Annotated in this window: 10 protein-coding genes; 7 read left to right on the top strand and 3 right to left on the bottom strand. The window is 72.8% G+C overall.

Annotated elements, in window-relative coordinates; all coding sequences use genetic code 11:
* Positions 1–552 precede the first annotated feature (552 nt).
* The 4 genes from uvrB (at position 553) to WME98_RS28525 (ending at position 7,410) form a co-directional block, all read left to right on the top strand.
* Positions 553–2,757 (top strand): excinuclease ABC subunit UvrB, encoded by a 2,205-nt coding sequence (uvrB, locus tag WME98_RS28540; protein WP_437944901.1) that lies wholly within the window; start codon positions 553–555, stop codon positions 2,755–2,757.
* 105 nt (positions 2,758–2,862) lie between these two features.
* Positions 2,863–4,044: a phosphoserine phosphatase SerB gene (gene serB, locus WME98_RS28535; RefSeq protein WP_437944900.1), complete on the top strand. Its 1,182-nt coding sequence runs from the start codon at positions 2,863–2,865 to the stop codon at positions 4,042–4,044.
* 331 nt (positions 4,045–4,375) lie between these two features.
* Positions 4,376–5,395, top strand: coding sequence for a LacI family DNA-binding transcriptional regulator (locus tag WME98_RS28530; protein ID WP_020732885.1), 1,020 nt, complete (start codon positions 4,376–4,378; stop codon positions 5,393–5,395).
* An 86-nt stretch (positions 5,396–5,481) separates the two neighbouring features.
* On the top strand, positions 5,482–7,410 hold the full coding sequence (locus WME98_RS28525; protein WP_437944899.1) for a glycoside hydrolase 5 family protein: 1,929 nt from the start codon (positions 5,482–5,484) through the stop codon (positions 7,408–7,410).
* 215 nt (positions 7,411–7,625) lie between these two features.
* Here the strand turns inward: WME98_RS28525 and WME98_RS28520 are convergent, their stop codons facing one another.
* The 3 genes from WME98_RS28520 to WME98_RS28510 form a co-directional block, all read right to left on the bottom strand.
* The gene (locus WME98_RS28520; RefSeq protein WP_437944898.1) at positions 7,626–8,501 is read right to left on the bottom strand and encodes an extensin-like domain-containing protein; all 876 of its coding nucleotides are present in this window, start codon (positions 8,499–8,501) and stop codon (positions 7,626–7,628) included.
* A 234-nt stretch (positions 8,502–8,735) separates the two neighbouring features.
* Complete coding sequence (locus tag WME98_RS28515; protein ID WP_437944897.1) at positions 8,736–10,880, bottom strand: ABC transporter permease subunit/CPBP intramembrane protease; 2,145 nt, start codon at positions 10,878–10,880, stop codon at positions 8,736–8,738.
* Complete coding sequence (locus WME98_RS28510) at positions 10,877–11,671, bottom strand: ABC transporter ATP-binding protein (protein ID WP_437944896.1); 795 nt, start codon at positions 11,669–11,671, stop codon at positions 10,877–10,879. The genes WME98_RS28515 and WME98_RS28510 overlap by 4 nt, the downstream gene beginning before the upstream one ends.
* Positions 11,672–11,875: 204 nt before the next feature.
* Between WME98_RS28510 and WME98_RS28505 the strand changes: the two genes are divergently transcribed.
* From WME98_RS28505 to WME98_RS28495, 3 genes are all read left to right on the top strand, one after another.
* Positions 11,876–12,100, top strand: coding sequence for a hypothetical protein (locus tag WME98_RS28505; protein WP_437944895.1), 225 nt, complete (start codon positions 11,876–11,878; stop codon positions 12,098–12,100).
* Between the two features lie 63 nt (positions 12,101–12,163).
* Positions 12,164–12,991: a bifunctional hydroxymethylpyrimidine kinase/phosphomethylpyrimidine kinase gene (thiD, locus tag WME98_RS28500; protein WP_061621842.1), complete on the top strand. Its 828-nt coding sequence runs from the start codon at positions 12,164–12,166 to the stop codon at positions 12,989–12,991.
* A 345-nt stretch (positions 12,992–13,336) separates the two neighbouring features.
* Positions 13,337–15,022, top strand: a complete 1,686-nt coding sequence (locus WME98_RS28495) for a protein kinase domain-containing protein (protein WP_437814849.1) — start codon at positions 13,337–13,339, stop codon at positions 15,020–15,022.
* Positions 15,023–15,122 lie beyond the last annotated feature (100 nt).

The following is a 15,122-nucleotide window of genomic DNA, read 5'->3' as shown; positions in this document are numbered from 1 at the left end:
GGCCGCCGCGGGGCGGAGCTCGTCGACCGTCAGGACGTCACGCCGGAGGGCGCGCCCGGCCAGGGCGGATGCCCTGCGAGGCGCGCGCAGCGCAGGACGAACGCGCGCCGATCAGGGCGCGCGCACGCCTTCACGACAGCGTGGAGACGAGCTCAGCTGGCCGCGGCGGAGACGACGGCGGCGGCGCAATGGGTGTGCTGTGTATTCCCACTCATGACCCGACCTCCGTGTTCGGCTCACGTCACAACGACGCGGCAGCGCCTAGAATCCGCCAGCCCCGCCCCGCCGTCAAGCGCCTCCTGCTCTGCCCGGCCGCATCGCCCCAGGCACTTCACCTCGCCACCGCCGCCACCGCCACCACCGCCACCACCCCGCGCGCGTGCGGCCGTGGTCGGTGTCCGACCACGGCCGACAGCTGGCCGACAATTTTCGGTCGGCCGGTGGTTGGTGCACCGACGAGGCCGGACCTCTGGGGCCTCTGGGGCGTGGAGCGGGCCGTGACCGCGCCGGAGGTTGCGAGGAGGCCCTCGCCGCACTAGGGTCCTCCGCTCCATGCCCACAAACTTCGAGCTCGTCTCCGATTTCAAGCCGTGCGGTGACCAGCCTCGCGCGCTCCAGGAGATCTGCTCCGCTTTCGAGCAGGGCGAGACCTTCCAGGTCCTCCTCGGCGTCACGGGCAGCGGCAAGACGTTCACCGCCGCCAAGGTGATCGAGAAGCTGCAGAAGCCGACCCTCATCATGGCGCCGAACAAGACGCTGGCGGCCCAGCTCTACGGTGAGATGAGGGAGCTCTTCCCCAACAACGCCGTCCACTATTTCGTCAGCTACTACGACTACTACCAGCCCGAGGCCTACGTCCCGACGAGCGACACGTACATCGAGAAGGACGCGATCATCAACGACGCGATCGACCGCATGCGCCACGCGGCGACGCACGCGCTGCTCTCGCGCCCGGACGTGATCATCGTCGCCTCGGTGAGCTGCATCTACGGCATCGGCTCGGCCGAGAGCTACCACGGGCTCCTGATCAAGCTCGAGCGCGGCACCGAGATCCGCCGCGACGAGCTCCTGCGGCGGCTCGTCGACATCCAGTACACGCGCAACGACGTCGACTTCCACCGCGGCACGTTCCGCGTCCGCGGGGACGTCGTCGAGATCTTCCCCGCCTACGAGGAGTCGCTCGCGATCCGGGTCGAGTTCTTCGGCGACGAGATCGAGGCGATCAAGGAGGTCGACCCCGTCCGCGGCAAGGTGGTAGGCCAGCTCGACCGCTACGCGGTCTTCCCCGGCTCCCACTACGTCACCGAGCAGCAGCAGCTCCGGCTCGCGATCCAGGCGATCCGGGAGGAGCTGCGCGAGCGCATCGACTTCTACGACAAGGCCGTGCGCTTCCTCGAGAAGCAGCGGATCGAGCAGCGCACGATGTACGACCTCGAGATGCTGGAGCAGATGGGGTTCTGCAACGGCATCGAGAACTACTCGCGCCACCTCTCGGGCCGGAAGCCCGGCGAGCCCCCGCCCACGCTGATCGACTATTTCCCGAAGGATTTCCTCCTCATCATCGACGAGTCGCACCAGACCGTCCCGCAGGTCGGGGCGATGTTCCGGGGGGACCGGGCGCGGAAGGAGACGCTCGTCGAGTACGGGTTCCGGCTCCCGAGCGCGCTCGACAACCGGCCGCTCAAGTTCGAGGAGTTCGAGCAGCACTACGCCCAGGTCCTCTTCGTGAGCGCGACGCCCGGCGACTACGAGCTGCAGAAGTCGGCCGGCGCGGTCGTCGAGCAGATCATCCGGCCGACCGGGCTCATCGATCCGCAGATCCACATCCGGCCGGTGTCCGGGCAGGTCGACGACCTGCTCGCGCGCATCCGGGATCGGGTGAGCCGCGGCGACCGCGTGCTCGTCACGACGCTGACCAAGCGGATGGCCGAGGATCTGACCGAGTACTACACCGAGCTCGGCATCCGGGTCCGGTACCTGCACTCGGACGTCGACACGCTCCAGCGCGTGGAGATCCTCCGCGATCTCCGGCGCGGCGAGTTCGACGTGCTGGTCGGCATCAACCTCCTGCGCGAGGGGCTCGATCTGCCGGAGGTGTCGCTGGTCGCGATCCTCGACGCCGACAAGGAGGGCTTCCTCCGGAGCCCGCGCTCGCTCATCCAGACGATCGGCCGCGCCGCCCGCAACGTGCACGGCGAGGTCGTGATGTACGCCGATCGCATCACCGACGCGATGAAGCGCGCGATGGACGAGACGACCCGGCGGCGCGCGATCCAGGAGGCGTACAACAAGGAGCACGGCATCACGCCGGCCACGGTGAAGAAGGCGATCCTCGACCTGTCGCCCACGTCGGGCACGCGCGACTACTACGCCGTGCCGAAGGGCCCGGCGAAGCCCGCGGCCGAGGCGGCGCGCGCCGCGATGGACCTTGTCGACCAGATCGACGCGCTCCGGCAGGAGATGTTCGCGGCGGCGGAGAACCTCGAGTTCGAGAAGGCGGCGCGGCTGCGCGACCAGCTCCGCCAGCTCAAGGCCCAGCAGGGCGACGGGGAGGCGGGCGTCGCGCGCGAGGCGGCCGAGGAGAAGCCGGCGCGCTCCGGGCGAACGGCGAGCCGGCGGGGCGCGGCGGCGGGCGCCAAGCCGAACGGCGGGCGCGCGGGCGCGGGGGCGAGCGGCGGCGGGCGCGCGAGCGCGGGCGCGGGGGCGAGCGGCGGCGGGCGCGCGGCGGCGGCGCGGGGACGCGGGCGATACCGGTGACGGCGACGGAGCCCGGCTCCGCGGCGACAGGCGCTCTTCCGGGCTTCCGGACGTCGCGGGGGATCGGCGTCGACCCTGCGGCGCGGCCCTGATAAGGGGCGCGCGATGGCCGCCTCCGATCCCATCCTCGTCACCGTCACCGGCAGGGACCTCCCGGGCATCACCGCCCGGCTCACCGGCGTCCTCAGCGACATCGGCGCCACGCTGCTCGACATCGAGCAGGTGGTGGTGCACGGCAACCTGAACCTCGCGCTGCTCGCGCTCTTCCCGGAGACGCGCAGCGGGCTCAAAGAGCTCCTGTTCGCGGCGAAGGAGCTCGGCGTGGCGCTCGACTTCAAGCCCCTCGACGGCGGCGCGCCGCCGCGCGCCCCGGGGAGCCGCTACGTGGTGACGGCCATCGGGCGGGAGCTCGGCGCGAAGCAGCTGCACGACGTGGCCTCCACGCTCGCGCGCCACGGCGCGAACATCGAGAAGATCGCGCGCCTGTCGGTCGAGCGCCTGTCGTCCGTGGAGATCCAGGTGCTGCTCCAGCGCGAGGAGGAGGCCGACGCGCTCAAGCGGGCCCTCCTGGCGCTCGCCATGCAGAACAGCTTCGACCTCGCCCTGCAGCGCGAGGGCCTCTTCCGCCGGAGCAAGCGGCTCGTCGTGATGGACATGGACTCGACGCTCATCCGCATCGAGGTCATCGACGAGCTCGCGCGCGAAAAGGGCGTGGCGGAGCAGGTCGCGAAGATCACCGAGCGGGCGATGCAGGGGGAGATGGATTACGACGAGTCGCTCCGCCAGCGGCTCTCGCTGCTCCGCGGCCTCGACGTCGGCGTGCTCCGGAAGCTCGCCGCCGAGCTCCCCATCACCGAGGGCGCCGAGACGCTCGTCCGCGTGCTGAGGCGGCTCGGCTACCGGACCGCGGTGATCTCGGGCGGCTTCTCGATCGCGGCGGAGGCGCTCAAGGCCCGGCTGGGGATCGACTACGCCTACTCGAACTCGCTGGAGGTCGAGGGCGGGAAGCTCACCGGCCGGGTGACCGGGCCCATCGTCAACGCGCAGCGCAAGGCGGAGCTGCTCGAGACCATCGCGCAGGCCGAAGGCGTGCTGCTCGATCAGACCATCGCCGTGGGCGACGGCGCCAACGACCTCCTGATGCTCCAGCGCGCCGGGCTCGGCGTCGCGTTCCGCGCGAAGCCCAAGCTGCGGGAGGCCGCGGACACGTCGCTGTCCGCGAGCGGCCTCGACGCCATCCTCTTCCTGCTCGGCATCACCGAGCGCGAGCTCCTGGAAGTGGCGTGAGCGGCGCCTGCCGCGACAGACGAACCGGCCCGCCAGGCTGAACCGGTTCAGCGGACACGGCGTCCGCCGGGGGCGGAGGCGGCTCCCCCATCCCCCGCGCGGCGGATCTCGGCGCGCCGACCGGGACGCCGCGCGGGGGGGCAGCGGGCCCCCTCGCCCGCGGCGCCTGCGCTGGGAGGGGGTGTGGGAGCGGCTGCGCAGGCCTCGGGCGGCGCGCGGCCCTGCGCGGCGCGAGGCTCGCCCGCGGGCCGCCGTGCTATCCAAGCGGGGCCATGCGGCGGAGCAGGTCCACACGAGAGGCGCGCTCCACCGGCTGGAGCGGAGGTGAGGCGTGAAGCGTCCGACGATCACGGACATCGCGTGGCGTGCCGGGGTGTCCAAGGGAGCGGTCTCCTATGCGCTGAACGGCAGGCCCGGCGTGTCGGAGCCGACGCGCGAGCGGATCCTCGCCATCGCGGCGGAGCTCGGCTGGCAGCCGAGCAACGCGGCGCGCGCGCTCTCCGACGGCCGGGCCAGCGCCGTCGGCCTGGTCATCGATCGGCCCGCGCACACGCTCGGCATCGAGCCGTTCTTCATGCAGCTCATCTCGGGCATCGAGGCGGAGCTGTCCGAGAAGGCGGAGGCGCTGCTGCTCAAGGTGACCGACGATCGCGCGGCCGAGCTGGAGACGTACCGCCGCTGGTGGGCGGAGCGGCGGGTGGACGGGGTGATCCTGGTCGATCTCTGCGAGGGCGATCCGCGCGTGAAGCTGGTCGAGGAGCTGAAGCTCCCGGCGGTGGTGGTCGGCGGGCCGACGGGCAAGGGGCGGCTCTCCGGCGTGTGGAGCGACGACGCGAGCGCGATGCGCGCGGTGGTCGACTACCTGGCCGCGCTGGGGCACCGGTCGATCGCGCGGGTCGCCGGCCCCGCGGAGTTCATGCACACCGCGCTGCGCACGAAGGCGTTCAGCGCGGCCGCCCGCCAGCGGCGGATCGAGCGCGTGCAGACGGTCCACGCGGACTACACGGGCGAGGCGGGGGGTCAGGCCACGCGGCGGCTGCTCGCGGGGGCCACGCCGCCCACGGCCATCGTCTTCGACAACGACGTGATGGCCGTGGCCGCGCTCGCCGTCGCCCAGGAGATGCGGGTCCCCGTGCCCGAGCGCCTCTCGATCGTGGCCTGGGACGACTCGGCGCTGTGCCAGCTCGTGCACCCCGCCCTGACCGCGGTGCGCCGCAACATCGCCGAGCACGGCTCCCGCGCCGCCGCGCTGCTCCTCCGCCTGGTGGCCGGCGAGCCGATCGACGACGTCGAGTGCAGCGCGCCGACGCTCGCGACCCGGGGCAGCACCGCGCCGCCCCCCCGCGCCTGATCCGGCCCGGCGCCGCCGCCGGTGCGTTCCTCCCTTGCGGAGCGCATACTGAACCGATTAAGTAGCGTGATCGGGACGTGAGGACTATGCATCGCAATTTCGCCAAAGTCGCTGTTCGTCAACAGGCCGTCGCCTGGCTCGGGGCCAATTTCTGGTCGAGGCGCGGCGGCCCGCTCATGTGGCAGAGCTACGATCCGGCCCTGGTCCGCGAGGAGCTCCGGGTGCTCGCCGAGCACGGCCTCACGATGACGCGGTCGTTCTTCTACTGGCCCCACTTCATGCCGGAGCCCGACCGGATCGACGAGGGCTGCGCGGAGCGCTACGGCGATTTTCTCGAGGCGCACGTGGAGGCGGGGATGACCACCATTCCGACCCTCCTCGTCGGCCACATGTCCGGCGAGAACTGGGACCCGGTCTGGCGGCGCGGGCGCGATCTGTACGGGGACGTGTGGATGGTGGCCCGGCAAGCGTGGTTCGCCGAGCAGATGGCGCGGCGCTTCGCGGGCCACCCGGCGGTGACCGGCTGGCTCGTCTCCAACGAGATGCCGATCTACGGCGAGCGCGAGCGCTCGGTCCGCGAGACGGTCACGAGCTGGGCGAGCCTGGTCGTGCAGGGATTGCGGGCCGGCGGGGCGAGCGAGCCGATCTCGATCGGCGACGGCGCGTGGGGCATCGAGGTCACCGGCAACGACAACGGGTTCTCGGTGCGCGACCTCGGGGCGCTCGTCGATTTCCTCGGCCCGCACGTGTACCGCATGGAGAACGACCTGGTCCGCCAGCACTACGGGGCGGCGTTCATCTGCGAGCTCACGGGCTTCCTCGGCAAGCCGGTCGTGCTGGAGGAGTTCGGGGTGTCCTCGAGCTTCGTCTCCGACGAGAACGCCGCGCACTACTACCGGCAGGTCCTCCACAACACCCTGCTCGCCGGCGCCACCGGCTGGATCGGCTGGAACAACACCGATTTCGACCTCATCGACCAGGATCCCTACCGGCATCACCCGTTCGAGCTCCATTTCGGGCTGACGACGACCGAGGGCCGCCCCAAGCCGCAGCTCGAGGAGATGGCGCGCTTCGCCCGGGTGCTCGCCGACATCGACGTCCTCGGCTGCGAGCGAGAGCCGGCCGACGCGGCGCTGATCGTGCCGTCGTACCTGGAGGGCGCGTTTCCGTTCACTGAGGCCGAGGATCGCAGCTACCTGTTCACGACGCTGCGGCAGGCCTACATCGCCGCGAAGGAGGCGGATCTGCCGGTCGGGCTGACCCGCGAGCGGGACGGGATCGCCGAGGACTGCCGGCTGTATCTCCTGCCGTCGGCCAAGCAGCTGACGGCGCCCAGCTGGCATCTCCTGGAGCGGCTGGCCTCGGGCGGCGCGGTGGTCTACGCGTCGTACTCCCACGGCACGCACGGGTCGCAGCGCGGGCCGTGGTACGCGCACCTCAACGCGATGTTCGGCGTCGAGCATCAGCTGCGCTACGGGATGGTCGATCCGATCGAGGACGATCGCGTGCAGCTCACCTTCGAGCGCGGGTTCGGCACGATCGCGGAGGGCACAACGCTCGCGTTCCCGGTCGCCGGCACCGAGCACAGCCGCGCTTACCTGCCGGTGCGGCCCCGGGGCGCGGAGGTCGTCGCGGTCGACCAGCGCGGCCGGCCGGCGCTGCTGCGGCGCCGGGTCGGCAGCGGCAGCGTCGTGCTCTGCACCTACCCGATCGAGCACTTCGCCGCGGCGACCCCGCGGGTCAACCCGGAGCCGACCTACCGCCTTTACGACGCGCTCGCCGCGCTCGCCGGCGTGCGTCGGCCGGTGACCGTGGACGACCCGCGCGTCGCGGCCGACACCCTGCGCCACCGGGACGGCCGGCGCTTCGTGTTCCTGGTCAGCCAGGCCGACGCGCCGCTCTCGGTCAAGCCCGTCGCGGCCTCGGGCCACCTGACCGAGCTGGGCGGCAAGTCCAGGGTCCACGCCGTGGAGCTCGCGCCGTACGACGTGCGCATCCTCGAGCTGCGGGCCTGAACCGGGTGAGCGCGGGGCCGCCTGCCCTCGTCTCGCGCTGACCCATCGAGAGGTCCACTCCACGCCAGAGCCGCTCTCCTGCGGGCCGACGTCGCTATCGCGCCCAGCCCAACCATTGAGGCGTCCTGCATGGCATTCGCTCCATCCGTTGGTGATGGCCGCAAAGTAGGCCGGCGCCGCGAGGCCGCGGCAGCCCTGAGGCGCGCGCCCGCGGCTCAGTACCAGCGCGGCGTGCCGCAATCGACGTGCAGGTGGTCCCGGTGGCTCGCATCGAAGTCCGGCCCGAGGACGCGCGCGGCCGCCCCCTCGGCGCGGAGGCGGCGGGTCACGCCCCGGAGAAAGTGCCCCTCGCGGGTGGTCGGGTCGCTCCCGTAAAGCACGTAATCGCGGAGCACGCTGATCGCGCGCCCGCGCTTCGGCGAGAAGCGCGAGATATCGAATGCATTGCCGAACGAGTGCTCGCTCAGCCCCTCGCTCCACCTACGCATCCTGCCGACGACTTCCCTGCAGGCGTAGCTCCCCAGGGTGCTGATGCGGGCGATCGGCGAGCCCAGGTGCGTCTCTGCCTCTTCCTGGATCACGCGCTCGATATCGGCCAGCCGGAGGGCGAGCGAGCAATCGACCTGCAGCGGCGGCGAGTAAACGATGCCGGTCGGGCCGCGCGTCAGCAGCACGCCGTGCGGGATGCCGCACCCCTTCTTGTTGGGCTTCGCGACGTCCGGCAGCGCCTGGAACCGCGCGCCGGATTGCTTGAGCGCGTCGCGGCAATCCGCGCCTGCGGCCGCGGCGATGTGGTTCCACTGGCGCTGCGCCCGCGGCGGCCGCTCGCGCAGGCCGGCGGCGTCGGCGAGCTGCTCGACCCAGGGGCCGGCCCATCCCGGCGACGCCGCCGGTGACGCCGCGGGAGCTCCGCCGGCGATGGCGGGCGCTGGCTCCGCCAGGGTCGGCGGCCCGCCGGCGTCCACCGGCGCTGCGCCCGCGAGGGCCGGCGCTCCGCCCGCGAGGGCCGGCGCCGGGGGCGCCATCAGCGCGGTTCCACCGAGGTCCGCGAGCGTGGGGCCGCCGGGCGAGCAGGACAGCGCGGAGATCACCGCCGCCGCAACGAGCCCCGCAAGAGAGCGTGCGTGCACATCGATGTCCGTACTCCAGCGGGCGACCGGCGCAAGACGCGCGATTCATCCATCTCCGCGCGACGGCCCACACCACCGCCGCACCCGCCAGCCTCGCTCCTCTCCCGCGCCGGTCGCGCTCGCCCTCGCCGGGAGCGTCCCCACGGAGGCAGCAAGATATTGTTTTAGTTCAGATTTTCTCCCTGCTTCCCGCCCTCAGGGCCCCCTCGGCTCCCCATCCCCGAGGTGCTCGCCCTCTTCCGGCGCTCGCGGCGATGCCGACCGGAGCAGGAGCAGCCCGGCCAGCGAGACGACCGCCGCTGCGGCCGTCACGCTCCACGGCAGCAGCTCTCCCTCGACGATCCCTTGCACCGACGGCGGCTTGAAATAGAGCAGCGACACCGCGAGCCCGTTGTTCAAGGCGTGCAGCAGAGCGCCGGGCAGCACCGAGCCGGTGCGGTGGCGCGCGTAGCCGAGCACGAGCCCGAGCGAGAGCGTCGGCAGGAGCCGATAAACCGAGCCGTGCGCGAGCCCGAAGAGGAGCGCCGAGACGCCGATCGCCACGGCGGGCCCGGCGCGGCGCAGCCCCGCATAGACGAGGCCGCGGAACAAGAGCTCCTCGCAGACGGCCGGCGTCACCGCGACGAGCAGGAGCACGACCAGATACGGCTGCCCGCCGAGCAGCACGAGCTCGCCGAGCTCGCGGACGAACGGCTCGGGCGGGGGGAACCACCGGAGGACGGTGCCGCCGATCGCCGCCCACGCCGACGCCCCGAGGAGCAGCGCCCCGGCGAGGCCCCGGACCGAGGGCCGCCGGAGGCCGAGCGTCGCCCGCGGCGAGTAGCCGAAGCCGGCGACCAGCGCGAGCGTCGGGGCGAGGAAGAAGCCGACCTGCGAGACCGCGAGCTGCACCGCCACGCTGGCGCGGGCGATGAGCAGGCTGCCGTAGAAGAAGAGCACCTGGACGCCCGCGAACGCCGCGAGCGAGAACCCGGCCGACGGCGCCCCGCCGGCCCGGCGCCGGAGGCCCAGCACCGCGCGCGCCGACTCCTGGCCGCCGAGCAGCACGTTCTCGCGCTCGAAGACGCGCGCCGCGAAGAGGAGCGCGAGGCAGGCGTAGAGCGCCGAGGAGAGGAGCGCCGTGAACAGGAGATCGACCGGCGCCTCCCCAACGAACAGCGCCTTGATCAGCACCGCGATGTTGAGGACCGGGGCGTAAGCCGTCCACGGGTTGAGCTCGACCACCGGCAGGGCCGTGATGCCGGCGAGCAGCGAGAGCGGCAGGTACGCCGGCATGAGCGCGTTCTGGCCGTCCTTGAAGTCCTTCGCGAACACGGCGAGGGCGAGGAACAGCGCCGAGAACAGGAGCGTGACCGGCACGAGCAGCGCGAACGTCAGCGCGAAGATCCAGGGGTCGACGACCATCACGTCCGGCAGCATCCGGCTCACCGTGAGCGACAGGCTCACCACGTTGCCGAGCGCCGTGAGCAGCGAGATGATCCACACGGCCAGGAACTTCCCCGAGATGATCTCGATAGATCGCACCGGCGCGCAGAGCAGCGTCTGCATCGTGCCGCGCTCCTTCTCGCCCGCCGTGAGGTCGATCGCCGGAAGGAAGCTGCCGAGGAGCGACATCAGGATCAGCATCATCGGCATCATCGAGCCGAGGATCTGGCCGACCTTGCGGCTGTCCTCCGCGACGTCGCGCGGCACGACGTCGTAGGCGATCGAGAACCCCTCGGGCAGTCCGCGCGCGGCCTCGCGCTCGGCGACGATGGCGCCGCGGGCGCGCCGCAGCGCGGCCGCGAGGCGCGCCTCCGCCGTGGCCGAGTCGGCGCGCACCGAGTCGAAGTAGATCGCGACGGCGCCCTTCCCGCCGCGCCCGAGCTCGGCCCCCAGCGACGGCCACGGGACGAGCACCGCGTCGACCTCGCGCGCGCTCACCGCGGCGCGCGCCGCGGCCAGCACGGGGTTGTCCGGCTCGATCCACCTCGGCCGCGGGTCCTCGGCCCCGGGCGCCCCCTCCTCGGCTCGCGGCGGAGGGTCCGCCGGCGGCGCGAGCGCCCCGGAGAGGAGCCCCTCGCGCACCTCCGGCGGCGCGCCGGCCCACGGCGCGAGCTCGAGCTTCGCCGCCGACGAGAGCCGCGTCGAGAGGCCCTCGGCCAGCTCGCCCCACACCGCGATCCGCGACGAGCGCGCCTCGCGCGCCGCCGCCTCCGAGCCGACGAGCTTGCTCATCGCGAGCGCGAAGAGCGGATAGAGGAGGATCGGCACGAGGACGAGGCGCACGAGGGTGCGCCGGTCCCGCAGCGACTCGACGAGCTCCTTGCGCAGGATGGTCCAGACGATGGCGAGCCTCACCGCGCGGGCCCTCCCGGAGCAGGCGCGCCGGCGCTCCCCGACCCGTCGCGCGCCTCGCGCGGGCGGCTCCGCTCCACGTGGTACAGGAAGGCGTCGGTCAGGTTCGCGGTGGCGGTGCGCTCGAGGAGCTCCGGCAGCGCGCCGCTGTCCGCGATGCGCCCCTCGTGCAAGAGGGCGATCCGGTCGCACAGGTACTCGGCCTCGCCCATGATGTGCGTCGAGAAGAGGACCGCCCTGCCCGCGGCGCGCTCGCGCCGGATCGACTCGACGATGAAGCGGCCGCTGATCACGTCGAGCGCGGTCGTCGGCTCGTCGAGGATGAGCACCTCGGGCTCGTGGAGGAAGGCGCGCGCGATGTTGGCGCGCTGCTTCTGCCCCGCCGACAGCGTGCTGCACGGCCGCGAGGCGAACGCGTCCATCTCGAGGTCGGCCACGAGCGCGTCGATGCGGCGCGAGAGCGCTGCCTCGCCCATGCCGTACAGCCGGCCGAAGTAGCGGAGCACCTCGCGGGGCGTGAGCCGCTGGTAGAGCTGGGTGTCGCCCGAGAGGAAGCCGATCCGCTGCTTCGCCTCGAGCGGCCTCGCGGCGAGGTCGACGCCGCCGACGAGGACGCGCCCGGCGGTCGGCGACAGGATGCCGGCGAGCATCCGCAGGGTCGTCGTCTTGCCCGCGCCGTTCGGCCCGAGCAGGCCGACGATCTCCCCGGGGTGCACGGCGAGGTCGATCCCCTCCACGGCCGTGAAGTCGCCGTACCGCTTCACCAGCTGCTCGGCGCGGAGTGCGGCGCGCATGACGGCACGTCCTATTCGGTCCGCGGCGGGGCGCAAAGCGCCGGTCTCTCGATGGGGCCGCCGCGCAAGGCGGCGCCGGCACGCGCGAGCGCCCTGCTCACGCCGCCCGCCCCCCGCCTGCCCTGTTCCGCGGCGCCGCCCCTCGACGTCCGCCGCGGACCCCCTAGACTACCCTGAAAACGCATGTCGCCAAGCACACCTTCCATGCCCTACCGCAACCGCACGACGTCCGAGCCGGTGCAGTGCCCCTGCGGACACGGCCGTGATCACTACATGGTGAGCGCCGAGGCGGAATACCGCGTCGTGGGGTACATCCAGCTCGCGTTCGGGATTTCGGCGCGGCCGACGAAGGTGAAATACCGGTGCCGTCGCTGCGACACGGTGTTCTCGACAACGACCGATCCGGCGGTCCTCGACAGGCACTATTGACGCGCGGCGGCGGGTGCTCATGAACGACACATGGCTGGCCGCCCCCCGCGGCCCGGGGGCTCCATGAAGGGCCGCGTCCTCATCGTCGCCGGGTCCGACTCGGGCGGCGGCGCCGGCATCCAGGCGGATCTCAAGGCGGTCACGGCGCTCGACGCGTACGGCGCGACCGCGATCACCGCGCTCACCGCGCAGAACACCCGCGGCGTCGCCGGCGTGTTCCCGGTGCCGCCCGACTTCATCGGCCGCCAGATGGAGCTCGTGCTCGACGACATCGGCGCCGACGCGATCAAGACCGGCATGCTCCACTCGGCCGAGGTCATCGACGAGGTCGCGCGCGTCTACGAGCGCCTCGGCCGCGGCGCGCCGCTCGTGGTCGACCCCGTGATGGTCGCCAAGGGGGGCGCGCGCCTCTTGAAGCCCGACGCCGAGGGCGCCCTGCGCGGCCGGCTTTTGCCGCTCGCCGCGCTGCTCACGCCGAACATCCCCGAGGCCGAGGCGCTGACCGGCACGGTCATCGACAGCGTGGACGCGATGCGCCGCGCCGCCGCGCAGCTGCTCTCCATGGGCCCGCGCGCCGTGCTGCTGAAGGGGGGCCACCTCCCTGGCGCCGTCGTCGTCGACGTCCTCCGGACCGCGCCCGAGCCCGGCGCCTCCGGGCACCCCGGGGGGGAGCAGCTGTTCGAGGATGCGCGCATCGAGACGCGCGCGACCCACGGCACGGGCTGCACGCTCGCCTCGGCCATCGCCGCCGGCCTTGCCCAGGGCCTCGCCCTCGTCCCGGCGATCGCGCGTGCGCGCCGCTACCTCCGCGAGGCGATGCGCGCCGCGCCGGGGCTCGGCCACGGCCACGGCCCGCTGAACCACGCCCACACGGCGCGGCCGTTCTCCTGAACAGCGCGCCGGGCGGCGCCCTCCTGTGAACAACGCGCCGGGCGGCGCCCCTCCCGCGGGCGGGCGCCGCGGGCGGCCACGCGCAGCCGGCCGCCGCGCGCGGTCGGCCGCGCCGGCGGGCCCGCGCCGGCGGCCGTGGCGGCCGTGGCGGCCGTGGCGGCCGCGTGCCGGCGGCCTGACAGCGCCCCGCGCCGCGCCGAACGGGCAAGCCGCAGCGCATGTGCAACGACTCGTTGCGCCCGGGGCTCGAATGGACGACCCTGCGCGCAGTCCGTATCGGCGTGCCGGCGGTTCAGCTTCGGCGCCGGCGCGGAGCTCTTCCTCACCCTTCGTGCGCCCGTGGCCGTGACCAAAGATCCCCTCCCTCCCATCGACGTCGGAACGGTCATCAACGACCGGTACGAGGTCCTGAAGAGCATCGGCAAAGGCGGCATGGGCGAGGTGTTCTTGGCCTTCGATCGCCTGACCCAGCAGCAGGTGGCGCTCAAGGTGGTGCCCGAGGCCTCCGCCATGCCGGGCGACGACGAGGCGCTGCGGCAGGAGGTGATCCTCGCCCAGAAGGCGCGCCACCCGAACGTCTGCCGCGTGCACGACCTCGCGCCGAGCCCGTGGGGGCCCATCCTCGTGATGGAGTACATCCCCGGGCAGACGCTCCACAACCACATCCGCAAGCGCAAGACGTCCGGCGGCTTCAGCGCCGACGAGTTCCGCAAGATCTCGACCGACGTCTGCGCGGGGCTCGCCGCGATCCACCAGCAGGGGCTCGTGCACGGCGATCTGAAGCCCGGCAACGTGATGGTCGCCGACGATCGCGCCGTCATCCTCGACTTCGGCTTCGCGAAGGAGCGCGCGCGCGCGGCCGTGCGCAAGCCGGGGGCGCCGCCGGACGGCGGCACGCCTCACTACATGTCGCCGGAGCGGCTGCGCAGCGGCGGCGCGAGCCCCGAGGACGACGTCTACGCCGCGGCGCTGACGCTCTGGGAGATGTGGACCTGCCGCGTCCCCGAGCCCGGCTACAAGCCGCGGCTCAAGACGATGAAGCAGCAGATCACGTTCGACGTGCCCGCCGCGCTGACGAACGACGAGATCAGGCAGATCTTCCGCGCGCTCAACCCGGATCCGCAGATGCGCCCGCAGGCGCGGCACATGCGGTTCTTCAACCCGACGCAGACCACGACCGCGCCGATCCAGCTGCCGCGCGAGCGCATCGATCCCGGACCTGCGCCCGGGCGGGCCATCAAGACGCAGTTCACCCCCGGCGCGCAGTCGCTGCTCATCACGTACGCCACGAACGCGCCCGACAGCGTCGCCACGCTGTTCCCGCTGCAGAAGCCGGTGCTCTCGATCGGCCGCCGCAGCGATCAGGATCTCGTCCTGGCCGAGGCGACCGTCTCCGGGTCGCACGCGCTCCTCCGCTGGCAGACGGGCTCGTGGCTGGTCGAGGATCTGAACAGCACGAACGGCACGTACGCGGACTTCCCGTTCGAGCGCAAGGCGCAGGTCTCGCTGCTCCACGGGGCCGAGGTGCAGCTCGGGGAGTGCCGCCTCATGGTGGTCACGTTCGGACCGGACTCGCCGCACCACGACAAGGCGAAGCGCTACCTCGCGCGGCGCGACGGCCTCACGGGGCTCCTCGTGCGCGAGCACCTGATGAAGGCCATCGACGAGGACGGCTTCTTCGCCGAGTGGGCCGAGGTGCCGATGCAGATCGCGCGCTTCGAGCTCCGCGGCCAGAACGGCCTCGTGAGCCTGCGGCCGACGATCCTCGAGATGCTCGCGCTGCGCAAGGCGGCGCTCCAGGTCGTCGACCTGACCCAGACGCTGCTGCTCAGCCTGACGCCGGCCGCGGCCGGGCGCACCGGCCCGCTCACGTTCGTCGTCTCGATCGTGGGTCCCAACCTGGACGAGGCCCAGCACGTGGTCGAGCAGGTCGTCGCGCAGGTGCAGGGCACTCTCCCCGAGACGCTCGAGCTGACCGCGACGCTCGTGAAGTGCGAGCCGGGTCGCCCCGCCCGCACGCTGATCGACTGACGGCGGACGGCCGCGCCGCCGAGCCGTTCGATCGCGTGGAGGGCGATCTCGGCGTCGCCGGCGCCGTCGCGGTCGCCGCAGGATCGCGGCCGCCTAGCCG

Source organism: Sorangium sp. So ce296, assembly GCF_051529605.1.
In the GTDB taxonomy this organism is placed as follows: Bacteria; Myxococcota_A; Polyangia; order Polyangiales; family Polyangiaceae; genus Sorangium; species Sorangium cellulosum_D.
This window is presented reverse-complemented; position numbering and strand designations above follow the sequence as displayed.

Excerpts from the sequence above, each read along its gene's own strand:
- uvrB (WP_437944901.1), top strand. The coding sequence starts at position 553 with ATGCCCACAAACTTCGAGCTCGTCTCCGATTTCAAGCCGTGCGGTGAC.
- serB (WP_437944900.1), top strand. The coding sequence starts at position 2,863 with ATGGCCGCCTCCGATCCCATCCTCGTCACCGTCACCGGCAGGGACCTC.
- thiD (WP_061621842.1), top strand. The coding sequence starts at position 12,164 with ATGAAGGGCCGCGTCCTCATCGTCGCCGGGTCCGACTCGGGCGGCGGC.
- WME98_RS28525 (WP_437944899.1), top strand. The coding sequence starts at position 5,482 with ATGCATCGCAATTTCGCCAAAGTCGCTGTTCGTCAACAGGCCGTCGCC.
- WME98_RS28505 (WP_437944895.1), top strand. The coding sequence starts at position 11,876 with ATGCCCTACCGCAACCGCACGACGTCCGAGCCGGTGCAGTGCCCCTGC.
- WME98_RS28510 (WP_437944896.1), bottom strand. The coding sequence starts at position 11,671 with ATGCGCGCCGCACTCCGCGCCGAGCAGCTGGTGAAGCGGTACGGCGAC.